The organism is Massilia luteola (genome assembly GCF_034420155.1).
GTDB lineage: Bacteria > Pseudomonadota > Gammaproteobacteria > Burkholderiales > Burkholderiaceae_D > Telluria > Telluria luteola.
Genome location: NZ_JAXOFN010000007.1, coordinates 51,530 through 74,761, shown reverse-complemented (window position 1 = coordinate 74,761; position 23,232 = coordinate 51,530). Strand labels below are relative to the sequence as shown.

General features: G+C 66.1%; 21 protein-coding genes. 13 read left to right on the top strand and 8 right to left on the bottom strand.

Features of this window, described 5'->3' with window-relative positions; genetic code table 11:
* The first annotated feature begins 55 nt into the window (after positions 1 to 55).
* The 4 genes from U9J41_RS10335 (at position 56) to U9J41_RS10320 (ending at position 4,419) form a co-directional block, all read left to right on the top strand.
* Positions 56 to 943 (top strand): ThiF family adenylyltransferase, encoded by an 888-nt coding sequence (locus U9J41_RS10335; RefSeq protein ID WP_322402108.1) that lies wholly within the window; start codon positions 56 to 58, stop codon positions 941 to 943.
* The gene (locus U9J41_RS10330; protein WP_322402107.1) at positions 940 to 2,004 is read left to right on the top strand and encodes a nitroreductase family protein; all 1,065 of its coding nucleotides are present in this window, start codon (positions 940 to 942) and stop codon (positions 2,002 to 2,004) included. Before U9J41_RS10335 ends, U9J41_RS10330 begins: the two co-directional genes overlap by 4 nt.
* A gap of 78 nt (positions 2,005 to 2,082) precedes the next feature.
* The gene (locus tag U9J41_RS10325) at positions 2,083 to 3,348 is read left to right on the top strand and encodes a glycosyltransferase (protein WP_322402106.1); all 1,266 of its coding nucleotides are present in this window, start codon (positions 2,083 to 2,085) and stop codon (positions 3,346 to 3,348) included.
* A 189-nt stretch (positions 3,349 to 3,537) separates the two neighbouring features.
* On the top strand, positions 3,538 to 4,419 hold the full coding sequence (locus tag U9J41_RS10320) for a PEP-CTERM sorting domain-containing protein (RefSeq protein ID WP_322402105.1): 882 nt from the start codon (positions 3,538 to 3,540) through the stop codon (positions 4,417 to 4,419).
* A 64-nt stretch (positions 4,420 to 4,483) separates the two neighbouring features.
* Here U9J41_RS10320 and U9J41_RS10315 read toward each other — a convergent pair whose 3' ends face one another.
* The 8 genes from U9J41_RS10315 to U9J41_RS10280 form a co-directional block, all read right to left on the bottom strand.
* Positions 4,484 to 5,281 carry an SDR family NAD(P)-dependent oxidoreductase gene (locus tag U9J41_RS10315; protein WP_322402104.1) on the bottom strand — a complete coding sequence of 266 codons (798 nt, stop codon included), beginning with the start codon at positions 5,279 to 5,281 and terminating at the stop codon, positions 4,484 to 4,486.
* A gap of 43 nt (positions 5,282 to 5,324) precedes the next feature.
* A complete protein-coding gene (locus U9J41_RS10310) occupies positions 5,325 to 6,947 on the bottom strand; it encodes a GMC family oxidoreductase (protein ID WP_322402103.1) in 1,623 nt (540 codons plus the stop codon).
* Positions 6,948 to 7,000: 53 nt separating this feature from the next.
* Positions 7,001 to 8,089 carry a nucleotidyltransferase domain-containing protein gene (locus tag U9J41_RS10305; protein ID WP_322402102.1) on the bottom strand — a complete coding sequence of 363 codons (1,089 nt, stop codon included), beginning with the start codon at positions 8,087 to 8,089 and terminating at the stop codon, positions 7,001 to 7,003.
* Positions 8,086 to 9,003 carry an HprK-related kinase A gene (locus U9J41_RS10300; protein WP_322402101.1) on the bottom strand — a complete coding sequence of 306 codons (918 nt, stop codon included), beginning with the start codon at positions 9,001 to 9,003 and terminating at the stop codon, positions 8,086 to 8,088. The genes U9J41_RS10305 and U9J41_RS10300 overlap by 4 nt, the downstream gene beginning before the upstream one ends.
* Positions 8,997 to 9,263, bottom strand: coding sequence for an HPr-rel-A system PqqD family peptide chaperone (locus tag U9J41_RS10295; protein ID WP_322402100.1), 267 nt, complete (start codon positions 9,261 to 9,263; stop codon positions 8,997 to 8,999). Before U9J41_RS10295 ends, U9J41_RS10300 begins: the two co-directional genes overlap by 7 nt.
* A gap of 15 nt (positions 9,264 to 9,278) precedes the next feature.
* Positions 9,279 to 9,809 carry a hypothetical protein gene (locus U9J41_RS10290; protein WP_322402099.1) on the bottom strand — a complete coding sequence of 177 codons (531 nt, stop codon included), beginning with the start codon at positions 9,807 to 9,809 and terminating at the stop codon, positions 9,279 to 9,281.
* Between the two features lie 286 nt (positions 9,810 to 10,095).
* Positions 10,096 to 10,722 (bottom strand): XrtA/PEP-CTERM system exopolysaccharide export protein, encoded by a 627-nt coding sequence (locus U9J41_RS10285; protein ID WP_425260261.1) that lies wholly within the window; start codon positions 10,720 to 10,722, stop codon positions 10,096 to 10,098.
* Positions 10,723 to 10,854: 132 nt separating this feature from the next.
* Positions 10,855 to 11,604 carry a S1C family serine protease gene (locus U9J41_RS10280; protein WP_322402098.1) on the bottom strand — a complete coding sequence of 250 codons (750 nt, stop codon included), beginning with the start codon at positions 11,602 to 11,604 and terminating at the stop codon, positions 10,855 to 10,857.
* 440 nt (positions 11,605 to 12,044) lie between these two features.
* Between U9J41_RS10280 and U9J41_RS10275 the strand changes: the two genes are divergently transcribed.
* The 9 genes from U9J41_RS10275 to U9J41_RS10235 are packed head-to-tail and all read left to right on the top strand — an operon-like array spanning position 12,045 to position 23,225.
* Positions 12,045 to 13,589, top strand: a complete 1,545-nt coding sequence (locus U9J41_RS10275) for an XrtA system polysaccharide chain length determinant (protein ID WP_322402097.1) — start codon at positions 12,045 to 12,047, stop codon at positions 13,587 to 13,589.
* A gap of 16 nt (positions 13,590 to 13,605) precedes the next feature.
* Entirely contained in the window at positions 13,606 to 14,568 is a 963-nt protein-coding gene (locus U9J41_RS10270; protein WP_322402096.1) for an XrtA-associated tyrosine autokinase, read from the top strand.
* Positions 14,549 to 16,132 (top strand): TIGR03016 family PEP-CTERM system-associated outer membrane protein, encoded by a 1,584-nt coding sequence (locus tag U9J41_RS10265; protein ID WP_322402095.1) that lies wholly within the window; start codon positions 14,549 to 14,551, stop codon positions 16,130 to 16,132. The genes U9J41_RS10270 and U9J41_RS10265 overlap by 20 nt, the downstream gene beginning before the upstream one ends.
* 17 nt (positions 16,133 to 16,149) lie before the next feature.
* The gene (locus U9J41_RS10260; RefSeq protein ID WP_322402094.1) at positions 16,150 to 17,235 is read left to right on the top strand and encodes an XrtA/PEP-CTERM system-associated ATPase; all 1,086 of its coding nucleotides are present in this window, start codon (positions 16,150 to 16,152) and stop codon (positions 17,233 to 17,235) included.
* Positions 17,232 to 18,116, top strand: coding sequence for an XrtA system polysaccharide deacetylase (locus tag U9J41_RS10255; RefSeq protein ID WP_322402093.1), 885 nt, complete (start codon positions 17,232 to 17,234; stop codon positions 18,114 to 18,116). Before U9J41_RS10260 ends, U9J41_RS10255 begins: the two co-directional genes overlap by 4 nt.
* The gene (locus U9J41_RS10250; RefSeq protein ID WP_322402092.1) at positions 18,113 to 19,210 is read left to right on the top strand and encodes a FemAB family XrtA/PEP-CTERM system-associated protein; all 1,098 of its coding nucleotides are present in this window, start codon (positions 18,113 to 18,115) and stop codon (positions 19,208 to 19,210) included. Before U9J41_RS10255 ends, U9J41_RS10250 begins: the two co-directional genes overlap by 4 nt.
* Before the next feature lie 13 nt (positions 19,211 to 19,223).
* Positions 19,224 to 20,426 carry a TIGR03087 family PEP-CTERM/XrtA system glycosyltransferase gene (locus U9J41_RS10245; protein WP_322402091.1) on the top strand — a complete coding sequence of 401 codons (1,203 nt, stop codon included), beginning with the start codon at positions 19,224 to 19,226 and terminating at the stop codon, positions 20,424 to 20,426.
* The gene (gene xrtA, locus U9J41_RS10240; protein ID WP_322402090.1) at positions 20,417 to 21,979 is read left to right on the top strand and encodes an exosortase A; all 1,563 of its coding nucleotides are present in this window, start codon (positions 20,417 to 20,419) and stop codon (positions 21,977 to 21,979) included. Before U9J41_RS10245 ends, xrtA begins: the two co-directional genes overlap by 10 nt.
* 28 nt (positions 21,980 to 22,007) lie before the next feature.
* Entirely contained in the window at positions 22,008 to 23,225 is a 1,218-nt protein-coding gene (locus U9J41_RS10235) for a TIGR04063 family PEP-CTERM/XrtA system glycosyltransferase (RefSeq protein ID WP_322402089.1), read from the top strand.
* Positions 23,226 to 23,232 lie beyond the last annotated feature (7 nt).

Here is a 23,232-nt window from a genome sequence, read left to right as displayed (position 1 = left end):
GTTGCAGATCTCGTCGCTGCGGCCCTTTTATCGATAAAACCGTTTTTCCTCATCAATGACAAATCCGTTCCGCTATGAACAGGCGTTTTCGCGCAATATCGGCTGGGTGACGCCGGCAGAACAGCAGACCCTGCGCGGCAAGCGTGTCGCCATCGCCGGCGGCGGCGGGGTCGGCGGCGTACACCTGCTGACCCTCGCGCGCCTGGGCGTGACAAAATTTCATATCGCCGATTTCGATACCTTCGACATCGTCAACTTCAACCGCCAGGTCGGCGCCATGATGTCGACGGTCGGCCAGCCCAAGGCCGAGGTCCTGGCCCGCATGGCCAAGGACATCAATCCCGAAATCGACATCAAGATCTTTCCTGACGGCGTCAACCAGGGCAATCTCGATCAATTCCTGGACGGCGTCGACCTGTACGTCGACGCGCTCGACTTCTTTGCGTTCGACGCCCGCCAGCAGACGTTCGCCGCCTGCGCCCGCCTCGGCATCCCGGCCACGACGGCCGCGCCGCTGGGCATGGGAGCCGCCCTGCTGAACTTCATGCCGGGGCAGATGACGTTCGAAGAATATTTCCAGTGGGGCGACCTGCCGGAACTGGACAAGGCGATCCGCTTCGTCGTCGGCCTCGCGCCGGCCGGCCTGCATCGTCCCTATCTCGTGGTGCCGGAGGCCGTCAACTTCGTGGAACGCCGCGGTCCGTCGACCTTCATGGCCTGCCAGTTGTGCGCCGGCATCGTCGCCACCGAGGCGCTCAAGATCCTGCTCGGACGCGGCAAGGTATTGGCGGCACCGCACGGCGTGCAGTTCGACGCCTATCGCAACAAGCTGGCCCATACCTGGCGCCCGGGCGGCAACGGCAATCCGCTGCACCGCCTGATGATCGCCGTGGGCAAGCGCCAGATGACGCGCCAGCTGGCAGGGAAAGCGGTACAGGCATGAACCTCCCGCAGACGATCCACGACATCCTCGACCTGGCGCGCTGGGCGCCGAGCGGCGACAACACCCAGGTCTGGCGTTTCGAAGTGCTCGGCCCCGACCACGTCGCCGTGCACTTTTACGACACGCGTGAGGATACCGTGTACGACTTCCGCGGCCGCCCGAGCCAGCTGTCGCACGGCACCTTGCTGGAAACGATGGCGATCGCCGCCACCGCCCACGGCCTGCGGACCGAGATCACCCGGCGTCCCGACGACCAGGATCACCTGCCCGTGTTCGACGTGCGCTTCGTGCAGGATCCGACGGTGACGCCGAGTCCGCTCATCGGCGCGATCACGACCCGCAGCGTGCAGCGCCGCGCGATGAGCACGCGCGCCCTGCTGCCCGAGGAAAAACGCGCCCTCGAGGATGCCGTCGGCGACGGCTACGACGTGCGCTGGATCGAAGGCTTCGGCGGCAAGATGGCCGCCGCGCGCCTGATGTTTTCGAACGCCAAGCTGCGCCTGACGATGCCGGAAGCCTACGAGGTGCACCGCCGCATCATCCACTGGAACGCGCGCCACAGCCCCGACCGCGTGCCCGACCAGGCCCTGGGCGTCGACGCCGCCACCCTGCGCCTGATGAAATGGGCGATGGTCAGCTGGGGTCGCCTGTCCATGATGAACCGCCTGATGGGCACCTGGGCGCCGCGCCTGCAGATGGACCTCGTGCCGGGTCTGCGCTGCGCCGCGCACTTCGTCATCATGGCCAGACACGCGCCGGAAACCGTCGAGGATCATGTCGCCGCCGGCCGCGCCGTGCAGCGCTTCTGGCTCACGCTCACCCACCTGGGCCTGGCCATGCAGCCCGAGATGACGCCCCTGATCTTTTCGGCCTACGTGCAGCACGGCGAATCGTTCTCGACCGTCGAGAAACTGCATGGCGCGGCGCGGCAATTGCAGCAGCGCCTGCACAAGCTGATCGGCACCGGCAACGGGCATCCGGTCTTCATGGGCCGCCTCGGCGCCGGTCCCGCACCCCAGGCCCGTTCGCTGCGCAAGCCGCTCGAAGAACTGATGAAGTAACCGGTGGCGCGGGCATCCCGCGCCGCCGGCGTCGTTTGCCTGGCACGTTCCCGCAACCCTTTCACGATCAACGCCCCTATGGAACGTATCAAAATCCTGTTCTTTGCGGAAGCCGTGACGCTGGCCCACGTCGGACGTCCCATCGCGCTCGCGCAATCCCTCGATCCCGCGCGCTTCGACGTGCATTTCGCCTGCGCCGAAGGCTATGACTTCTGTTTCAACGGGACGCAGTTCACCCGCTGGACCATCCACAGCATTCCCAGCCAGCAATTCCTCGATGCGCTCGCGGGCGGCAAGCCGGTGTACAACACGGCGACCCTCACCGGCTACGTGGAAGACGACCTGCGCGTCCTGGACGCCGTCCGTCCCGACATCGTCGTCGGCGACTTCCGCCTGTCGCTGTCCGTCAGCGCGCGGCTGCGCCGGATTCCCTACGTGTCGCTGATGAATGCGTACTGGAGCCCGTACGTCGTGCAGCATTACGCGGTGCCGCACATCCCGCTGACGCGCCTGCTGCCGATCCGCATCGCGAATGCGATCTTCCGCATGGCGCGTCCGGTCGCATTCGCCTCGCATTCCGTCCCGCTCAACCGCGTGCGCCGCAACTACGGCCTGCCCTCGCTGGGCACCGACCTGCGCAAGGTCTATACGGATGCGGACTACAGCATGTACGCCGACGTTCCCGACCTGTTCCCGCCGAAAAGCCTGCCGCAGCAGCATGCGTATATCGGTCCCATCATCTGGGCACCGCCGCTGGCCAAGCCCGAGTGGTGGGACCGAGTGCCGCAAGACAAACCCATCGTCTACGTCACGCTCGGCAGTTCCGGCCAGGGCCGCCTGCTGCCGCTCGTGCTGGAAGCACTGGCGCCGCTGCCGGTGACCGTCATCGCGGCCACCGCCGGGACGATCGACGTGGCCAGTGCGCCGGCGAACGCCTTCGTCGCGCCCTACCTGCCGGGCGACCTGGCGGCGCAGCGCGCCAGCTTGGTCGTGTGCAACGGCGGCAGTCCGACCAGCCAGCAGGCCCTGGCCGCCGGCGTGCCGGTGCTGGGCGTCGCCAGCAATCTCGACCAGTTCCTGAACATGAGCGGCGTCATCAAGGCGGGCGCCGGTGCGCTGCTGCGCGCCGATCGCTTCCGCGCGAAGAAACTGGCACGCCAGGTGCGCGCGATGCTCGACGATCCGGCCTTGACGGCCGCGGCGCGGCGGGTGGCCGATGCGTTCGCCAGTTATCCGGCGCCGCAACGCATGGCCGCCTTTTTGGAAGGGGTGCGTGCTTTCCACCGCTTTGCGCCGGCGCACAGGGTGGACGACGACGACACCGTGCTTTCCGACGTCGATTAATTGACTGTCGGAATTTTTTACATCACGCATCCGGCAGTTTACGATTTCTCTTGTTTTATTGTTTAAGTCCTTGATTCTAAACAGGGTAGCACAGGCTGGCATGGGGCTTGCTTTAGCTTGGGTATAAGCCCGCGATCAAAACGGGCTACTCCCCCGACAAATTTAACCAGCAGATTACTTGGAGCCAATATGAAGAAGTCGTTTCGCAAGCTGATCCCGGTCGCAGCCGCCCTTGGTTTCGCACTCGCCGCATCGTCGGCACAAGCTTTCACCCTGAAGGATGGCACCAACGTCCTGGCATCGGATGCCACGACCCTGGACTGGAACACGACCGGTAGCGGTGTTGCGAAAGGCGTCGGCCCGTTCGGCTCGCCGCTGAGCGTCGGCCAGAACTTCCAATTCCTGTACCAGTCGAACCTGGCCAGCATCGACGGCAACACGACGAACGCGTTCGACTCGGGCCTGGACTTCAACGCCAACGGCACCAAAGGCGCCGGCAAGGCTTTCGAATTCACGATCGTCGCCAAGCTGACCGAAAAAGTCACGAGCCTGGCAGGCACGACCGCAACGTTCGGTCTGGCCGGCACGGCTGCCGACAACAAAGTCGCGATCTACTACGACACCGCCGCCAACGCCTCGACCACCGGCGGCACCGGTTTCGACGACGGCCAGCTGATCGCCCTGCTGACCATCGTGCCGAACAACACCCAGTCGACCTTCACGATCGCTGGCGCCGGCGGCCAGGGTTCGACCAAGCTGAACGCAGACATCGTCGAGACTGGCGACTTCATCGACCCGGCCTACCTGCAAGGCGTGACCCACCTGCTGTTCGGCGTGAACTTCGAATCGAACCTGAACTTCCCGGCTGGCAACTCGGCTACGCTGAACTTCCAGAAAGGCGGCAGCGCCCTGTTCCCGGATTACACCGTGGACACCGCGCACGACATCGTCTTCAAGGTCGACGGCTCGAACACCTTCGCCCTGCCGGAACCGGGCACCATGATGCTGCTGGGCATGGGCATGCTGGGTCTGGTCGGCGCACAGCGTCGTCGTCGCGCTCCGAAGGCCTAATCCGCCTGCCGGACCGGCTTCATGAAAAAACCGCGGTTTCGACCGCGGTTTTTTTATTGCCGTTTCACTTGCCTTCGGGCGGCTTGAACATCTTGCCGACTTCGCGGATGACCATCGCGTGCGGCGCCAGCCCGGCAAACACGCGCTGCTTGTAGGTTCCCCTGGCCGCGTTCACGACCGGCACGTCGCGCTCCAGTCCCGCCAGCGATGCCCGCACGACGTCGGCCGGCGCATCGCGCTCGACGAGGGCACTCTCGTAGGCGCCGGCCTTGGCGTCGAACTCCGTGGCCGTCGGGCCCGGAACGAGGGTCTGCACGAGGATCCCGCGCGCCTTCCACTCGCCATGCAGCGCCTGGCTGAAGCTCTGCACGAAGGCTTTGCTCGCCGCGTACACGGCCATATACGGCACCGGCTGGTAGGCCGCGGCCGACGATACATTGATCACGGCACTGCTCGGGAACGAGGCCAGATGGTCGAAGAAGCGGCGGCACGTCGCGACGAGCGCGGTCGTGTTGAGCGTGTTGAGTTCGTCGTAGACGCTCGCATCGGTCGCCTCGAACCGCCCCCAGCGCCCTGCCCCCGCGTTATTGCACAGCAGGCGCACGCGGATGCCCGCGCCGTCGAGTTCCGCGCGGATGCGCGCCACGGCGGCGAGATCGGCCAGGTCGGCCACGATGGCCCGCGCCTCGACGCCGTACTCCGTGCGCAACGCCTGGACGACGGCCAGCAGCCGCTCTTCACGCCGCGCCACGAGCACCAGCCGCATGCCGGCCTGCGCCAGCTGGCGGGCGAATTCCTCGCCGATGCCGGACGACGCGCCGGTGACCAGCGCCCAATGGCCTTTTAAGTCGGAAAGCCGCATGGGCGATCTCCTTGTCGATGGATGATGAATAAATAAAGCCGCGTCAGGCCTGCGCCAGCAGATAATCCGCCACGCGCAGGGCGTTCGCCGCGATCGTCAGGCTCGGGTTGGTGCCGCCGGACGACGGGAAGAACGAACTGTCGACGACGTACAGGTTGGCGAGCCCGTGCGCGCGGTTATTGCGGTCGAGCACGCTCTGTGCGGGATCGTCGCCGAACCGGCATGTGCCGCACACGTGGGCGATGCGCTGGTTGTTCTCGGCCTGCTTGATCAGTTTCACGCTGTAGCCCGCGAGCACCGCGCGCATCCGCGCGCGAAACGCCGCGATGCGCGCGCGGTCGGCGTCGCGCACGCGGTATTCGATGGCCAGGCGGGCGTTCTCCGCGTCGTCGCGCGCCGGTTCGACGCGGTTGTCGGCATACGGGAAATCCTCGAGCGTCGCCGCGAGGATCATGCGCCGATGCACGAACCCGTCGAGCACCGGCGTGACGAACGGCTTGGCCAGCTTGAACAACGGCGCCACCCACGGCAGCGGTCCCTGGCGCAGGTCGTCGGCCACCGAGGCCGCCAGGGTGGCCGGCGGCGGCAGGCGGCCGAAGGATTGCACGGAGCCGAGTTTCTGTCCGTCCAACAAATAAAAATCGTTGAAGGCGAGCTCTTTTTGACGATTGTCGAACTCACCCTTGAGCTTCGGCGCGATCAGGTACAGGTCGATGTGGTGGCGCATCAGGTATTTGCCGACGAGGCCGGACGCGTTCGCGACGCCTTGTGGCCACGTGCCGGATGCCGAGCCGAGCAGGATGCGCGGCGTCTCGAGGGCGCCGGCGGCCAGCACCACGATGGGAGCGCGCACGGTGAAGCGGGCGCCGCGTCGTTCGCACACGACGCCCGTCACGCGGCTGCGGTCGGCTTCCAGCGCCACGACCTCGCAATCGTCGAGCAGGCGGGCGCCGTGGTCGCGCAAGGCCGGTTCCAGGCAGATCCGGCCGGCGTCGTTCTTGCAGGCGCGGCCGCACAGATAACCCTGGCAACCGCTGCAGCCGGCCACGAACTCGCAGGCCAGCGGCAACCGGTACGGATGCAGGCCGCGGCCTTCGAAAAAGCCGAACAGTTCCGCGGACGCCGGCGTCAACGGCGGAGACTGCAGCAAGTGCTCGCGCTGCCCGTCCGCACGCAACGGGTCCGCCGTGCCGCGCACGCGGAACAATTGCTCGGCCTTGTCGTAGTACGGTGCCAGCTCGTCGTAGGCGACGGGCCAGCGCGGCGGCAGATCGGCCCCGGGCGGTGCCTGGTAGTGGTCGGCCGCGGCGAAATCGGAGGGAAAGAAACGCTCCAGCGCCATGCCGTACAGCGCGCTCGAACCGCCCGCCCCGGAACCGATGAAGGGCACGAAGCGCTGGGTACGCGGACCGGAGCGGTCGACGATCTGGTCCGGATAGCGGCCGGCGCGCGCGAGGATGTCGCGGTGCGCCGGCTGCGGCGCTTCCGGCCGCGGGAAGTCGTCTTCGGCGTAGCGGCCGACGAGGTCCGGGTGGGCGGCGCCCTTTTCGAGGAACAGCACGCGGCGGCCGGCGCGCGCCAGCGCGTAACCGAGCGTGGCGCCACCCATGCCGGTGCCGACGACGACGGCGTCCCAGTCCTGGTCGATATCAAACGGTTCCGACATATTCCCCCGGCAGTGGCCGCTCCTGTTGGGGTCGCCGGGCGCGCCTAAAAGGTTCAGGCCGCCTGCGACTCGTCATGCTTCGTGATAAACGCTTTATGAAACAGATGCCGCGCCAGCAGCAGCGGCGGCATGCGCAGCCAGTTCCCGCGCACGTACAGCGCAAAGCGCGCCAGGCTGCTGGATATACCCTCGCAGCTCACATGCAGCGGCAGCAGCGCGCGTCCGAACAACCGGTCCATCAGCCACAACAGGACCGGATTCGGCCCTGCCGGGGCCACGGCCGCCTGCACCGCCGGCGGGACGACCGTGCCGAGCAGGCGCGGGCAATAGCGTAACGCATAGTACAGCGGCCGTCCCAGCTCGAGTTCGCGCGCGCGCGCCGGCAGCGCGTCCCAGAACCCGGGTTGCGCGCCGAATTCGCCCAGCAGCCGGTGCATGTCGACGAGGTCGCGCAAGCCCTTGTCGAATTCGCCGTCGAAGAACAGGTGCACGGCGCTGTGCAGCACCATGTCGGCCGGGGCCAGCGTGGCCAGGCCGGGCGCGCCGGCGATCGGGATGGCCGCGGCGCGCAGCTTGTCCGGGTCGGGGCGCACCGGCGCCGTCTCCGGCAGGATCGCGTGGTGCACGTCGATCGAGTTGCCGCGCCGGGCGTGCTGCATCGGCGGCAGCTCGTGCATCCATTCCCGGTAGTAACGCTGGTCGTAGGTATCGTGGTGGGTGGTGATCCAGCCGTGCATCATGAGGGCCGCCTCGACCTCGGGCAGGCGCGTCTTGGGCACGAGGATGTCGATGTCGGAAAACAGCCGTCCGCGGCCGGCATCCAGGCCGGCCATCGCATACGCGGCACCCTTGAGCAGGATCAGCGGCAATCCCAGACCCGCCAGCGCCCGGCCGATCTGGCGGACTTCGTAGCGCGCGGCGCGGGCATGGCCGGCCGCGCCCGCGCGCGTCCACTCCAGGTGCGCGCGCGGCGCGGCGGGGACCGTGTCCAGCAGGCCGGCATCTTCCAGCAGCACGAGCAGGAACGCATCGAGGTTGGCGGCGTCGGCCTGGCGCAGCAGCAAGTCCCAGCCCGCGGCGTCCAGGCCGTGCGCGACGGCCGGATCGCGCAGCACGCGCACCAGTACGGGCAGGCGCATCATGCCTCTCCCTGCGCCAGGCGGTCGAACAGTGTCATCGCGTCAGGCAGGCTGCTGTAGCGGAACGTGTACGCATCGCTGGCGTCGATCAGCCGGCCGAGCGCCATGAAACCGCGTGCGCCCAGCACCTGGTAATTGAAGCTGTTGTCGGCCACCTGCATGAAGGCGCGCGCTTTCGGCAACGGTTCCAATGCGATGGCGGCGCCGGCCTCCCAGCGCGGGAACACGATGCAGGCCGGCCGGGCCGGCTCAAGGGCGCGGGCGATGCTGTCCGGCGGCGCCTTCAGATGGGCGATCGTCCCCTTGGTGGTTTCTTCCACGGGGCGGCTCAGCACGGCGTCGGGACGGAAGGTGCGGATGATGTCGATCGAGGCATTCTTGAGGCTGACGGGGCGCGGCAGCGGCACGAGCACGCCGTCGTCGAGGTGCACGAGGGTCATCTCGTCCGAAAGCAGGCGCCAGCCGTGTCCCAGCAGGGCGGCCGTCAGGGTGCTCTTGCCGGAACCGGGCGGCGCCGGCAGGATGATCGCGCGGCCATGTTTTTCGAGCACGGCCGCGTGGATGATCAGATAGCCGTGGGCGCGGTGCGAGACGCACCAGTTCATCGTCCATTCCAGCATCGGATACGCTTGCCCCAGCGGCAGCGGCTGGAACGGCGTCGTGCCGTCGTACGCAAAATGAACCTGGGAACGGTACCAGCGGCGCAGGCCGCCCGAGCGCCGCAAATCGAGGTGGAAGTCGACGAAGCCGCCGTCCGGCTCGACCGGATAATCGGCATACATCAGCGCAAGGCTGTCGATCAATGGCGGGACGTCGCTGCGGATGCGGTTGGCGAAGGGCCCCGTGCGCAACACGAGGCCGGCGCCGGACAGGCGCGCCCGCAGTTCGGCGCGCGACAGCGAACCGACCGTCAGCATGGTTCGATCAGGTCCAGCCCGGCCAGCGCGGCCAGCATCTCGTCGATCAGGGAAACGAGGTCATCGTCGCCGGCATCGAAGCGTTCGGCCAGGCGGCCGGCCAGCGTGGCGGCATCGGCGGGTTCGTCGCGCAGGGCGAGCAACAGGTCGAGCGCGGCGCCATCCAGCAGGTGGGTACTGCCCGACAAGTCGTTGTACAGCACGGCTTCCCCATCCCATTCCCGGCAGGCCAGCGCCTGGCCAGGCGTCAAACGCCACATGCGTGTCGCCGCCCGTCAGTCGTGAATCGAGCTGAGGTAGTTAGCGACCTGGGCATTATCCCAGTACACGCCGGCGGTCGGGCTGTAGCGGCCCGTGGTCTGCAACTCGCTCCACATGGTCTGCAGGTCGGTGAGTTCGATGAAGTCGATGTACTTCGCCTGCAGGTTGAGGTAAGCCGCCACCAGGTGCATGCCGACATTGTTGTTGTCGAAGTCCTGCGGGTTCAGCATGTCATCCAGCTTGGCGCAGAAGTACGACCCCGGCTTGTAGTAGTCGCCGTTGCTGTACGACGCAGCCCGGACCGGGCAGGCCGAGCCGTTGCCGACCGCGTAGAACACGCTCGTGAACATCAGGTCGCGCGACACCGGCCATGCATGTTGCGGCTGCTTCCAGTAGCCCGGCGATAATCCGTTACAGGCAGGCGCCTTCCCGTTCGCGTAATGGCTGGCGGCCAGGCCGTTCGACAGCGAACCCGACGGCGCTCGGCAGACCATCGATGCCATCGCCGACTTGCTTTCCAGCGTCGCCAGAACCCCGGCGCCCATGCCGATTTTGGCCAGGCGACGGCGGGCCGCGCCCCGTTGAGTCAAGGACGGCGCCGTTTCAATCTTGTCGTTATTTTGATTTTCGGTAGCCACGTGCGTTCCCCAAAATGTTGTCGCTCTCACTGAGGGCGACCAGTACCTGAACAAGCAAGTTCTGCGCCAGCATGCTGCCAGCAAGAAAAACTTACATTAAAATCAGGCGCTTATTTTGGTGCCGTACCACCCAGCAACTACTATTGTATGTTGGAACCCTGGGTGATGTAAAAAATATCGACGGACGTTGTTGTCAGAAGAAACTTTCTGGAATGACCAGAACGTCACCCGGACGCATCGGCACGTTGGCCGAAATGTCACCCTCTTTGATCAGGTCGTCGAGGCGAACGTTGAACCGTTGTTGTTTGCCGTCCACGTTCCGGATCAGGCTGGCGCGATTACCCGCCGCGAATTCCGTGGTGCCGCCGACGGCGATCATCACGTCCATCAAACTCATGTTCCGGCGGTAAGGCAGCGCCTGCGGCTTCGTGGCCTGGCCGATCACGCGGATCTGCTCGTCGTAATTGCCGACGAAGGTCGTCACGACGACGGTGACGACGGGCTGCTGGATGTACTTGGACAGGGCTTTTTCGATGTCGCGCGCGAGCGCGGTCGAGGTTTTGCCCGCGGCCGGCAGGTCTTCGACGAGCGGCGTCGTGATCTTGCCGTCCGGACGCACCGGCACCGACATCGACACTTCCGGATTACGCCAGACGATGATGTTGACGGCATCTCCCGGCCCGATCAGGTATTGGCTGTCGGTCACCTGCGTCTCGATCGGCTGTTGGCCGCGCGTTGCGCAACCACCCAGCGCCAGCGCGCATGCGGCGGCGAACAAGATCGCCGAATGTTTCACCAGGTTCGCCTTGTACTTGCCCACGTCAGATCCCTTTCGGTAAAGCCGTTGTTATAAAGCCATTAACAGCTTCGTATTGTATAACATAGTGCCCAACGAAAAGACTGCGCACAATAGAAATTGTGTTTGATCATGACGCGCGCGCCGCTTTTCTGCCTACTTCTTCTGCAGCAGCGCCCGCACATAGTTGGCGGGGATGGCATACGTGATCCCGCTCGGCGCCGTGATCGCCGTCTCCTTGAGCCCTTTCACGAACACGGCATTGATCACGCCCAGCACCTTGCCGGTGGCGGGATCGTACACCGGGCTGCCGCTGTTGCCGGGATAGGCCGTCCCGTCGAGCTGGAAGATATTGAAGGGCGCGCGTTGCAGGGCCGCGATCTGGCGCGGATCGAGGCTGCGTGCGCCGAGCGAAGGCCGGACGATGGGCGTGATGGCCGCCAGCAGGGCCCGGTGCGTGGCCGCGTGCAGCCCGAGCGCCATCGCGAGCGGGAAACCCGTCAACGCCAGTTCCTGCCCCTCCTGGGCCGTGTCCGAATCGCCCAGTTCGAGCGCGGGCAGGGGCGTGCCGCTGAGGCGCAGGTGGGCCAGGTCGTGTTCGTTGTCGCGCGCCACCAGCTCGGCCGGCCGGAAGCGCACGCCTTCGCCATCCGGCAGCACGATGCCGAGCTGTTCGACGTTGCCGTCGGCCGGCCTGACCGGGACGACGTGGGCGTTGGTGATGACGTCCAGGCCGTCGCCGACGACGAAACCGGTACCGACGAAGACCGTCGACGGGCTGCGGGTCCGCTCGAACGTGCCGACACCCACGACGGAACGTTTGATGGTCGGGACGATCGCCCGCAGGTCGGTTGCCGCGGCCAGCCCCGGCAGGACGCAGGCGGACAGCGCGAGTACGCCCAGCACGGCCGCTATCCGGCGCCGCCGGGGATGGAAAGACGGGTTGACGGGAGCACGCTCCCTATTTCGAAGCGGCATCAACCGTGCACCCCTTTTTGCATTTTAGACATTACAATAAAGCGCTTGAACTTGAGCAATTGCTGCGCCGCTAGTCTACGCGATGAGATCGCTCAACGCACTGCGCTGGCGTTGAAGGCATACAACGGTTTAACGGATTTTTATTAAATCCGTGCTAATAATTCATGGATGTTAAGCAAAAACCCGCTTGGTCCTCAGATTGCTTGGTGGCATTAGTGTTGCAGATGAGGCACTTCCGAATGAGCTCACCATATTTTTCTCGCGTGTAATTGCAATTGCTCGGGGTACAAGCGATCATGCGAGGTATTTGATTATTTTTTTGGCCCCTCCCGAAAAGGTAGCGGGCCGTTCATGGCGAGACTGACGAGATGGCAGAGATCACAGCCGTACTTCTTAACTTCCTCAAGGCGATTGGCAAATACCGTTGGCATGCCGTCGTCATTACCTGGGTTGTCGCACTGATCGGCTGGGCGGTGGTGTTGCGCCTGCCCAATCAGTACGAAGCATCGGCACGCGTCTATGTCGACACGCAGAGCATCCTGAAACCATTGCTGTCGAGCATGACGACCGTGCCCAACCTGGAGCAGCAAGTCATGTTCATGCGCCGTACGCTGATCAGTCGTCCGAACGTCGAACGCCTGATGCGCATGGTCGACCTCGACGTCAAGGCCAAGGACACCAAGGAACACGACAAGATCGTCGATGAACTGATGTCGCAGATCAAGGTCACCGGCACGGAGCGCGACGACATCTACACGTTGACCTATGTCGCCGACAATCCCAAGCTGGGCAAGGACGTCGTCCAGTCCCTGCTGACGATCTTCGTCGAAGGCAGCTTCAGCGGCAAGAAGCAGGATTCGGAAAAGGCGGTCCAGTTCATCGACGACCAGATCAAGACCTATGAAGAAAAACTGGCCGCGGCCGAGAATTCGCTGAAGGAATTCAAGCTCAAGAACCTGGGCATGCTCCCGCGCGAAGGCGGCGGCAGCGGCGACTTCGGCGGCCAGTTGCTGCAGGCGAACGACCAGCTGAGCCAGGCCAAGCTCGAACTGGCCGAAGCGGAACAGGCACGCAACGCGATCCGCCACCAGATCGACGGCGAACCGGCCAAGCCGGGCACCGTGACGGTCGACCCGGCCCTCGTGGACCCGGAACTGGAAGCCCGCATCGCGACCGCGCAAAAGAACCTGGACATGCTGCGCCTGCAGTACACGGAACAGCATCCGGACGTGATCGCCAACCGCCGCCTGCTCGACCAGTTGCTGGCGCAGAAGGCCGACCTGGCCAAGAACAAGAAGCGCAGCCTCGACCCGGGCGCCAGCTACAGCCCGATGCTGCAGCAGCTGAACGTGGCGCTGTCGCAGGCCGAGGCGCGCGTGGCGTCGATGCGGGCCCGCGTCGCCGAATACGAGAACCGCGCGGCACGCCTGCGCAGCCAGAGCACGACGGCGCCGGAAATCGAGGCCCAGTTCGCCCAGCTGAACCGCGACTATACGGTCAACCGCGAAAACTATCAGAAGCTGGTCGAACGCCGCGAATCGGCGCGCCTGTCGGGTGACCTGTCGTCCGCCACCGACATGCTGACGTTCCGCGTGATCGATCCGCCGACCGTGCCGAACCATCCGAGCGGCCCGAACCGCCTGCGCCTGTTCTCGCTGGTGTTCGCCGGCGCCCTCATCGCCGGCCTGGCCGTCGCGTTCCTGATGAGCCAACTGCGTCCGACGTTCCTGAGCCAGAGCACGCTGCGCGAAGTGACCGGCCTGCCGGTGCTCGGCTCGATCGGCATGAACTGGACGCCGGAGCAGACCGTCAAGCGCAAGCGCCGCCTGGTCGCGCTCGGGGGATCCGTGCTGCTGCTGTTCAGTGCCTATGGCATCGGGATGGCCGCAATCCTGGTCCGCCCCACGCTTTAAGATTAAGGAGTACACCGTGAGCATCATCGAAAAAGCGGCAAGCCGGATCGACCTGCAGCGCAACGCGCCCGCCGTCGCCAAGTCGGCGGAAACGGCCGCGGTCGACGCCATCGAAGCGGCCGGCGCAGCCGCGCCGAACGCCCCCGTGGCCCTGGCGCCTGTCGCGCCGCCGGAATCGGCCAAACCCGCGGCCGCGCCCGCAGCGGCGCCCGCAGCGGCCGATGCCGATCCGCGCCCCGCGCAGAAATTTTCGACCCGCCGCGTCGAGCTGGACCTGAACCGCATGCGCGACCTGGGCATGGTCACGGCGGCCGGCGGCCGCACGCGCCTGCTGGAAGACTTCCGCGTCATCAAGCGCCCGCTGCTGCAGCGCGCGTTCGCCGAACGCGCCACCGGCGAAAAGCCGGGCAACCTGATCATGGTGACCAGCTCGCTGCCGGGCGAAGGCAAGACCTATTGCGCGATCAACCTGGCGATGAGCATCGCGATGGAACTCGACCACACCGTGCTGCTCGTCGACGCCGACGTCGCGCGCCCGTCGGTGCTGCGTTCGCTCGGCCTGCCCGCGCACCGCGGCCTGATGGACATCCTGCTGGACGACAAGATCGACATGGCCGACGTCATGCTGCGCACGAACGTCGATACGCTGTCGATCCTGCCGGCCGGCACCAGCACGCCGCGCGCGACCGAACTGCTGGCCAGCTCGGCCATGAGCACGCTGGTGAACGAGATCGCCAACCGTTATCCGGACCGCATCGTGATCTTCGATTCGCCGCCGCTGCTGCTGACGAGCGAATCGCGCGTGCTGGCCTCGCACATGGGACAGATCGTGATGGTGGTCGAAGCCCAGACGACGACCCAGCACGCGGTCAAGGAAGCCCTGCACCAGCTGGAAGGCTACCCGAACGTCAATCTCATCTATAACAAGACCAGGGACTTCCCCGGCATCGAAGAAACGTATGACTATCACTACGGCTAATTTGTCCGCTCACCGGTTGGTCAAATGGCCTGGCAGTGCCGCGCTCCGGCTCACGCCGCTTGCGCTGGCGGCGCTGCTGCTGTCGAACGACTGCCGGGCGGAATGGACAGTCACGCCCGTCGTCCAGCTGCGTGAATCGTATTCCGACAACATCGGCAACCTGGCCGACGAACAGGCGCACGGCAGCTTCGTCAGCGAAGCGGCGCCCAGCCTGAGCGTCGCAAGCATCGGCCCTCGCCTCAAGTTCAACGCCAGCGCGGAATGGCGCAAATACGCGTACAGCAACACCGATACGCCCAATGTGCGCAACAGCGACCGCCGCTACCAGATGACGGCCGAGGCCATCGCCGTCAAGGAACTGCTGTACGTGGACGCCAGCGCCAGCGGGTCGCGCCAGGCGGTGTCGGCGTTCGGCCCGGTGCCGAACAATTCGTACACGGCCAACAACGGCGCGGACATCCGCACCTGGAGCATCAGCCCCTACCTGCGCCACCGGTTCGGCGCGACGGCCACGATGACGGCGCGCCTGGCGCGCGATTCGGTCGAGGGAGGCGGCAGCGCCGGCTTCGGCAACAGCCTGGCCAGCACGCGCGCGATCGACCTGGTCAGCGGCCCCGCATTCACCGATCTCGGCTGGAACGTGCACTATTCGCACCAGGACATGAGCGCCCAGCGCACCGGCGATACGACGACCGAGAACAGCCTGGCGGGCCTGCAGTACCTCGTCGCGTCGCACCTGAGCCTGACCTCCACCGTCGGCTACGACAAGTACGAATACCGCGCGCTGTCCGAAAACACGAGCGGCCCCAGCTGGTCGGGCGGCTTCATCTGGCAACCGTCGACGCGCACCAAGGTCCAGGCCTCGTTCGGCCACCGCTACTTCGGCAAGACCGGATCGTTCGACGCCAGCTACCGCACCCAGCGCAGCATCTGGGCGCTGACCTATGCCGACATCGTCACCACGACGCGCTCGCAATTCCTGCTGCCGGCCGCGCTCGACACGGCCGCGATGCTGAGCCGCCTGTTCGCCGGGGCGTATCCCGACCCGGTCGTGCGCGCGCAGGTCGTGCAGGCCTATATGGCGCAGACGGGCCTGCCGCCCACGCTGGTCGACAGCATCAACTACCTGAGCAACCGCTACATGCGCAACAAGCGCTTGCAGGGCTCGGTCACGTTCAAGGGCGCGCGCAGCAGCCTGCTGCTGTCCGTGTTCAAGGAACGGACCGCCGCCCTGTCGCTGCAGCAGGAAGACAGCACGCTGTTGCCGACGCAGCTGAGCTCCCTGAACGAAGACACGGACCAGCGCGGCGCCAACGTGAATGCCGACTACAAGCTGTCCACGCGGACCTCGGCGCACGCCAGCCTGTACGGCGCGAAGGTGAAATCGCTGCGGACCGGCATCACCAACGACATCCGCCAGCTGAACGTGGGCCTGAGCAACCGCTTCAACACCAAGATCAACGGATCGCTCGACCTGCGCCACTCCAAGGGCCGCATCGGCGTGTTCGACAACCGCGACTACCACGAGAATGCCATCGTGGCGACGCTTTCCGTCCAGTATTGAGCCCGCGGAGGCATACGATGTACGAGTCTTTCTACGGATTTTCCGCCAAACCTTTCCAGCTGCGTCCGGACCCGCATTTCTTCTTCGGCAGCAAAGGCCACAAGCGCGCCATGGCCTACCTCGAGTACGGCCTGTCGCAGGGCGAGGGCTTCATCGTCATCACCGGCGAAGTCGGTGCGGGCAAGACCACGCTCGTGCGCAACCTGTTCAACCGGCTGCCGTCCGACCAGATCGTGGCCGCCCACATCGTCAACACGCACCTCGACCCGGACGACACGCTGCGCATGGTCGTGTCGGCGTTCGGCCTGCCGTACGAAGGCGCCAGCAAGACGGACCTGCTCACGCGCCTGGAAAAATTCCTGTGCGACGTCGACCACCAGGGCAGGCGCGCGCTGCTCGTGATCGACGAAGCGCAGAACCTGTCCGCGCGCACGGTCGAAGAACTGCGCATGCTGTCGAACTTCCAGACCGACGACAAATCGCTGCTGCAGACCTTCTTGCTCGGCCAGCCGGAATTCCGCGCCACCCTGCACAGCCCGGGCATGCAGCAGCTGCGCCAGCGCGTGATCGCCAGCTACCACCTGGGCCCGATGGATGCGCAGGAAACCCGCGCCTACGTCGAACACCGCCTGGCGACGGTCGGCTGGAAGGGTGACCCGTCCTTCGACGAGGGCGCCCACGCCGCGATCTACGCCTACAGCGGCGGCATCCCGCGCAAGGTCAACACGCTGATGGACCGCGTGCTGCTGATGGGCTATCTGGAAGAGATGCACGCGTTCGGCGAGCAGGACATCAACACCGTCGTGAAGGACATCAGCGAGGAATTCGACGTCCCCGATCCGATCGGCACGCCGGCGCCGGACACGCTGCCCGACGCGGCGCCCGGCACCGACCTGGACGCGGGCTACCGGACCGACCTGCATCCGGCCGGCCTGCGCACCATCGACCAGCGCAACGGCGAACGCCGCGCCAGCAGCGTCGAAGTGCTCGACGAACGCATGATGCGCCTGGAGAAGTCGATCGTATCCGTACTGTCGATCCTGAAGAAGATCGTCGCCACGCCCCAGGGGGCGGTAACCCAGCCTATGGACAACCAAGAATGAACATGGTCGAACTCGCCCCGCGGCCCGTGCCGGGCCCGGGACAACGCATCCGCAATGCGATGACCTGCGACGTCGAGGATTACTTCCAGGTCTCCGCGTTCGCGCCCTACATCGATCGCGCCAGCTGGCCGAGCCGCGAATGCCGCGTCGAAGCCAACATGGAGCGCATCCTCGCGCTGTTCGAGCGCCACGACGTACGCGCTACCTTTTTCACGCTGGGCTGGATCGCCGAGCGCTATCCGCAACTCGTGAAGCGCATCGTCGCTTGCGGCCACGAACTGGCCAGCCACGGCTACGGCCACCTGCGCGCGTCGGACCAGACCCGCACCGAATTCGCCAACGACATCCGCTCCGCGAAAGCGCTGCTGGAAGACATCGGCGGCCGGGCCGTGCTGGGCTACCGCGCGCCGAGCTTCTCGATCGGACGCGACAACCTGTGGGCGCTCGACGAACTCCTGGACGCCGGCTACCGCTACAGCTCGAGCATCTACCCGGTCGTGCACGACCACTACGGCATGCCGGAAGCGCCGCGCTTCGCGTTCTACCCGAACGGCACGGACGGCCTGCTGGAAATCCCGATCACGACCGTGCAGATGATGGGCCGTAACCTGCCGGCCGGCGGCGGCGGCTATTTCCGCCTGCTGCCGTATGCGCTGTCGCGCTGGATGATGGCCAAGGTCAACCGCGAAGACGGCCAGCCCGCCCTGTTCTACTTCCACCCGTGGGAAGTCGACCCAGGCCAGCCGCGGCCCGAAGGCCTCGGCGCCAAGGCGCGCTTCCGCCACTACATCAACATCGACCGGATGGAACGCCGCATCGAATCCCTCGCGCGCGACTTCGCGTGGGATCGCATGGACAACATCTTCCTGAACCGCCCATGAACTCGATCATCGAAGCCGCCGCCGCCAAACGGGCCGCGCCCGTCCTGGCCACCTCTCCCATGACGCTGCACGCGCTGCAGCCGCATGAATACGGCCGCTGGGACGCCTTCGTGCGCGCCTGCCCGGACGCCACCTTCTTCCACCTGTCCGGCTGGCAGAAGGTGATCGAAGGCTCGTTCGGCATCAAGACCTGGTTTTATTACGTGCAGCAGGACGGCCAGATCCTCGGCGTCCTCCCCCTCGCGGAAATCAGGAGCCGCCTGTTCGGCCACTCGCTCGGCGCGATGCCGTTCTGCGTGTACGGCGGCCCGGCCGCGACGAACGACGCGGCGCGCAGGATGCTCGACGACGCCGCGCACGAACTCGCGCAACGGCTCGGCGTCGGCCACCTCGAATACCGCGGCATGCAGCGCTTCCACCCGGACGACCCGGGCTGGCACACGAAGGAACTGTACGTCACCTTCAGAAAAGAGATCTCGGGCGACGACGAAGCCAATATGAACGCCATCCCGCGCAAGCAGCGCGCGATGGTCCGCAAGGGCATCAAGCTGGGCCTGCGCGGCGAGGTCGATACGAACGTCGACCGCATGTTCGAAGCGTACGCGCGCAGCGTGCATCGCCTGGGCACGCCCGTGTTCCCGAAAAAATACTTCGCCATGCTGCAGGAAGTCTTCGGCAACGAATGCGAAGTGCGGTCCATCGTCACGGAAGACAACCGCCTCGTGGCCGCCGTGCTGTCGTTCTACTGGCGCGACGAAGTCGTGCCCTACTACGGCGGCGGCACCGACCTCGCGCGCGAAGTGGCCGGCAACGACTTCATGTACTGGAATTTGATGCAGGCGGCGGCCGCGCGCGGCTGCCGGCTGTTCGACTTCGGCCGCAGCAAGCTGGGCACCGGCGCCTACGACTTCAAGAAGAACTGGGGCTTCACGGCGCAGCACCTGCCCTACGAGTACAAGCTGTATGGCGCGAGCGCGCTGCCGGACAACAATCCGCTGAACCCGAAATACCAGCTGTTCATCAAGATGTGGAAGAAGCTGCCGCTGCCGGTGGCGAACTTCATGGGCCCCTACATCGTCCGTAATCTGGGGTGATAAGGAAGACATCGTGCAAGACCTGCTGCTGCTGATCCACCGGATCCCGTACCCGCCCAACAAGGGCGACAAGATCCGCTCGTACCACCTGCTCAAGCACCTGGCGCGGCACTATCGCGTGCACCTGGGCACCTTCGTGGACGATCCCGACGACTGGCAACACGTGCCGCACGTCGAGGCCTTGTGCGCCAGCAGCCATTTCGCCGGCATGAAGCCCCTGCTGGCGCGCGTGCGCAGCCTGCAGGCGCTGGTGAAGAACCGCTCGCTCTCGCTCGAATACTACCGCGACGCCTCGCTCGCGCGCTGGGTCGACGAGACCGTGGCGAAACATAAGATCGAGCGCGTGCTCGTGTTCTCGTCGGCGATGGCGCAATACGCCGACCCGTACCGCTCGGCGCGCCGCGTCGTCGACTTCTGCGACGTCGACTCGGACAAGTGGCGACAGTACGCCGACCAGAAATCGTGGCCGATGAACTGGCTGTACCGCTACGAGGCGCGCCAGCTGCTCGCGTACGAACGCCGCGTGGCGCGCGACTACGACGCGTCGCTGTTCGTCTCCGCGCCCGAGGCGGAACTGTTCCGCCAGCTGGCGCCGGAAAGCACGGCCAAGATCGGCCACTTCAACAACGGCGTCGACACCGATTACTTCTCGCCCGACCAGCCGCATGCGAATCCGTACGCGGCCGGCGAGCGCGCCCTCGTGTTCACGGGCGCGATGGATTACTGGCCCAACGTGGATGCCGTGCAGTGGTTCGCGGCCGACATCTTCCCGACGCTGCGCGAACGCTGCGCCGACGTGACGTTCTACATCGTGGGCGCCCGACCGGCCCAGGCCGTGCAGGAACTCGCCAAGCTGCCGGGCGTCGTCGTGACGGGCACCGTGCCCGACGTGCGGCCGTACATCGCGCACGCCGCCGTCTCCGTCGCGCCGCTGCGCATCGCGCGCGGCATCCAGAACAAGGTGCTGGAAGCGATGGCGATGGCGACGCCGGTCGTCGTGTCGCCGCAGGCGCTGGAAGGCATCGATGCCATTCCGGGCAGCGAACTGGTACTGGCCGAGGATGCCGCGGCCTTCGTCGACGTCGTAACCGCGCTGCTGGCCGGCCAGGACAGCGCCGCGGCCGCGATCGGCGCGGCCGCCCGCGCCAAGGTCCAGCGCCGCTACAGCTGGTCCAGCAACCTGGCCTGCATAGGGGAGAGTCTCGAATGTTCCTGAAACCGCCGCCCGGTGTGATGAACGCCACCGCCACCCCAATCTCGCGCCAGGGCACCGTGCTGATCGTGCTCGCGCTGCTCGCACCGTTCCTGCTGTACCTCGGCACGGTGCGCTCGATCATCTCGGTGTGGAACAGTTCCGAAACGTTCGCGCACGGCTACGTGATCCTGCCGATCAGCCTCTGGCTCGTGTGGCGCCGGCGCGAGAATTTCAGCCTGTATCCGCCCAGGCCGTGGCCGCCCGCGCTGCTGCTGCTGGCGGTGCTCGGCGCCGGCTGGCTGGCCGCGCAGCTGGGCGAGGTGCAGGTCGTGTCGCAATACACGTTCGTCGCGATGTTTCCCGTCGCCGCGCTGGCCCTGTTCGGCCCGCGCCTGGCCGGCTCGCTCGCCTTCCCCCTGCTGTTCCTGCTGTTCGCGGTGCCGTTCGGCGAGATCTTCGTCGCCCCGCTGATCCAGTTCACCGCCGACTTCACCGTGTGGGCGGTGCGCGCCACCGGCATCCCCGTGCTGCGCAGCGGCACCCGCTTCGAACTGCCGACCGGGAGCTGGTCCGTCGTCGAGGCCTGCAGCGGCGTGCGCTACCTGATTTCCTCGATCACGCTGGGCAGCCTGTACGCCTACCTCACCTATCGCTCCACGATGCGGCGCGTGCTGTTCGTCGCCCTGTCGATGGTCGTCCCGGTCATCGCCAACGGCCTGCGCGCGTACATGATCGTGATGATCGGCCACCTGTCCGGCATGGCGCTGGCGACGGGCGTCGACCACATCATCTACGGCTGGCTGTTCTTCGGCCTCGTCATGTTCATCATGTTCTGGATCGGCAGCTTCTGGCGCGAGGACGTCGCCGAGCCATCCACCTCCGTGCCCGCGCCGACGACCATGCCCGCATCGGTCGCGCAAGGCGCCGGCACGCCGTTCCGCGTGCCGGCGATGGTGGTCGGCGTCGTGCTCGTGTGCGCGTTCTGGCCGGCGCTCGCGCTGCTGGGCGAGCGCGCCAACCACAACCCGGCGCCGGTGCGCCTGGCCGATGTCGCCGTCACCGCACCGCGGACCGCCGACTTCGCGGACTGGAAGCCCTTCTACATGGCACCGGACGCGCGCTTCCACCAGGCCTACCAGGCAGGCAGCCTGCCCGTCAGCCTGACCGTCCTGTACTACCGCAACCAGGACCCGGAAAAGAACCTGATCAGTTCCATGAACCGCCTGAGCGGCTACGAAGATGTCTGGCACGAAGTCGAAAGCGCGGCGCGCAGCGAGACCGTGGCCGGCACGCCGCTCACGCTGCACGAGGGCATCCTGCGCACGCCGCAGGGCGCGATCATGGTCTGGGCCTTCAAATGGGTCGGCGGGCACTACACGGGCAGCGATTACGTCGGCAAGTTGTGGCAGGCCGCGAACAAGGCCATGCTGCGCGGCGACGACGGCGCCGCCGTGATGCTCGCGGTCCCGTACGACAACGACAAGGAACGCGCGCGCGCCGCACTGCACCGCTTCCTGGCCGATCAGGGCTCCGCGCTGGACCAGGCGCTGAACGCGACCCGAACTCACCAATAACGCGACAACAAAAACGGAAATCCAGACCATGCGAGTCCTGCACGTCCTCGACCATTCGATCCCGCTGCACAGCGGTTACACCTTCCGCACCCGTTCGATCCTGCGCGAGCAACGCGCGCTCGGCTGGGACACCTTCCACGTCACCGGCGCCAAGCAGAACGCCGGCGACATGCTGGAAGAAACCGTCGACGGCCTGCACTTCTACCGCACGCCGGAATCGAAGGGCGCGCTGGCGAAGATGCCGGTGCTGAACCAGGTGAACGTGATCGATGGCCTGGCCAAGCGCCTGGCCGAGATCATCCCGCTCGTGAAACCGGACGTCCTGCACGCGCACTCGCCATCGCTGAACGCGATCGCCGCGCTGCGCGCCGGCAAGCGCTTCAACATCCCAGTCGTGTACGAAGTGCGCGCGTTCTGGGAAGACGCCGCCGTCGACCACGGCACGAGCACGGAGAATGGCCTGCGCTACCGCCTCACGCGCGCGCTCGAGACCTATGCGCTGAAGCAGGCCGACGCCGTCACGACGATCTGCGAAGGCCTGCGCAAGGATATCGTCGCGCGCGGCGTCCCGGCCGACAAGGTCACGGTGATCCCGAACGCGGTCGACATCGAAAAATTCTCGATGGGCGGCACGCCCGACCTCGCACTGAAACAACAACTGGGCCTGGGCGACGCGCGCCTGGTCGGCTTCATCGGTTCGTTTTATGCCTACGAAGGCCTGGACGTGCTGCTGCGCGCCGTGCCCAAGCTCATCGCGCGCATGCCGGACCTGCGCGTGCTGCTCGTCGGCGGCGGCCCGCAGGACGCGCCATTGCGCCAGCTGGCAAAAGACCTAAACATCGCCGACAAGGTCGTGTTCACCGGCCGCGTGCCGCACGACCAGGTCAACAAGTACTACGACCTGCTCGACGTGCTCGTGTACCCGCGGCTGTCGATGCGCCTGACCGACCTCGTCACCCCGCTCAAGCCGCTGGAAGCGATGGCGCAGGGCCGCATCCTCGCCGCCTCCAACGTCGGCGGCCACCTCGAACTGATCGAGGACGGCAAGACCGGCGTGCTGTTCGGCGCCGACGATCCGGATTCGCTGGCCGACAAGGTCGGCGCCCTGCTGGCCGCGCACGAGACCTGGCCGCAGCTGCGCCAGGCCGGCCGCCGCTACGTCGAGACGGAGCGCAACTGGAAGGTCAGCGTCGGACGCTATCCGGCCATCTACGGCCGCCTGACGCAAAAGGCCCTGGCGGCATGATGGACCG

What these genes read in the sequence shown, in the direction of transcription:
- xrtA (WP_322402090.1), top strand. Translation starts at nt 20,417, where the DNA reads ATGTTCCTGAAACCGCCGCCCGGTGTGATGAACGCCACCGCCACCCCA.
- U9J41_RS10320 (WP_322402105.1), top strand. Translation starts at nt 3,538, where the DNA reads ATGAAGAAGTCGTTTCGCAAGCTGATCCCGGTCGCAGCCGCCCTTGGT.
- U9J41_RS10305 (WP_322402102.1), bottom strand. Translation starts at nt 8,089, where the DNA reads ATGATGCGCCTGCCCGTACTGGTGCGCGTGCTGCGCGATCCGGCCGTC.
- U9J41_RS10250 (WP_322402092.1), top strand. Translation starts at nt 18,113, where the DNA reads ATGAACTCGATCATCGAAGCCGCCGCCGCCAAACGGGCCGCGCCCGTC.
- U9J41_RS10290 (WP_322402099.1), bottom strand. Translation starts at nt 9,809, where the DNA reads ATGGGCGCCGGGGTTCTGGCGACGCTGGAAAGCAAGTCGGCGATGGCA.
- U9J41_RS10295 (WP_322402100.1), bottom strand. Translation starts at nt 9,263, where the DNA reads ATGTGGCGTTTGACGCCTGGCCAGGCGCTGGCCTGCCGGGAATGGGAT.
- U9J41_RS10260 (WP_322402094.1), top strand. Translation starts at nt 16,150, where the DNA reads ATGTACGAGTCTTTCTACGGATTTTCCGCCAAACCTTTCCAGCTGCGT.
- U9J41_RS10325 (WP_322402106.1), top strand. Translation starts at nt 2,083, where the DNA reads ATGGAACGTATCAAAATCCTGTTCTTTGCGGAAGCCGTGACGCTGGCC.
- U9J41_RS10330 (WP_322402107.1), top strand. Translation starts at nt 940, where the DNA reads ATGAACCTCCCGCAGACGATCCACGACATCCTCGACCTGGCGCGCTGG.
- U9J41_RS10310 (WP_322402103.1), bottom strand. Translation starts at nt 6,947, where the DNA reads ATGTCGGAACCGTTTGATATCGACCAGGACTGGGACGCCGTCGTCGTC.
- U9J41_RS10300 (WP_322402101.1), bottom strand. Translation starts at nt 9,003, where the DNA reads ATGCTGACGGTCGGTTCGCTGTCGCGCGCCGAACTGCGGGCGCGCCTG.
- U9J41_RS10255 (WP_322402093.1), top strand. Translation starts at nt 17,232, where the DNA reads ATGAACATGGTCGAACTCGCCCCGCGGCCCGTGCCGGGCCCGGGACAA.
- U9J41_RS10235 (WP_322402089.1), top strand. Translation starts at nt 22,008, where the DNA reads ATGCGAGTCCTGCACGTCCTCGACCATTCGATCCCGCTGCACAGCGGT.
- U9J41_RS10335 (WP_322402108.1), top strand. Translation starts at nt 56, where the DNA reads ATGACAAATCCGTTCCGCTATGAACAGGCGTTTTCGCGCAATATCGGC.
- U9J41_RS10265 (WP_322402095.1), top strand. Translation starts at nt 14,549, where the DNA reads ATGACTATCACTACGGCTAATTTGTCCGCTCACCGGTTGGTCAAATGG.
- U9J41_RS10315 (WP_322402104.1), bottom strand. Translation starts at nt 5,281, where the DNA reads ATGCGGCTTTCCGACTTAAAAGGCCATTGGGCGCTGGTCACCGGCGCG.
- U9J41_RS10275 (WP_322402097.1), top strand. Translation starts at nt 12,045, where the DNA reads ATGGCAGAGATCACAGCCGTACTTCTTAACTTCCTCAAGGCGATTGGC.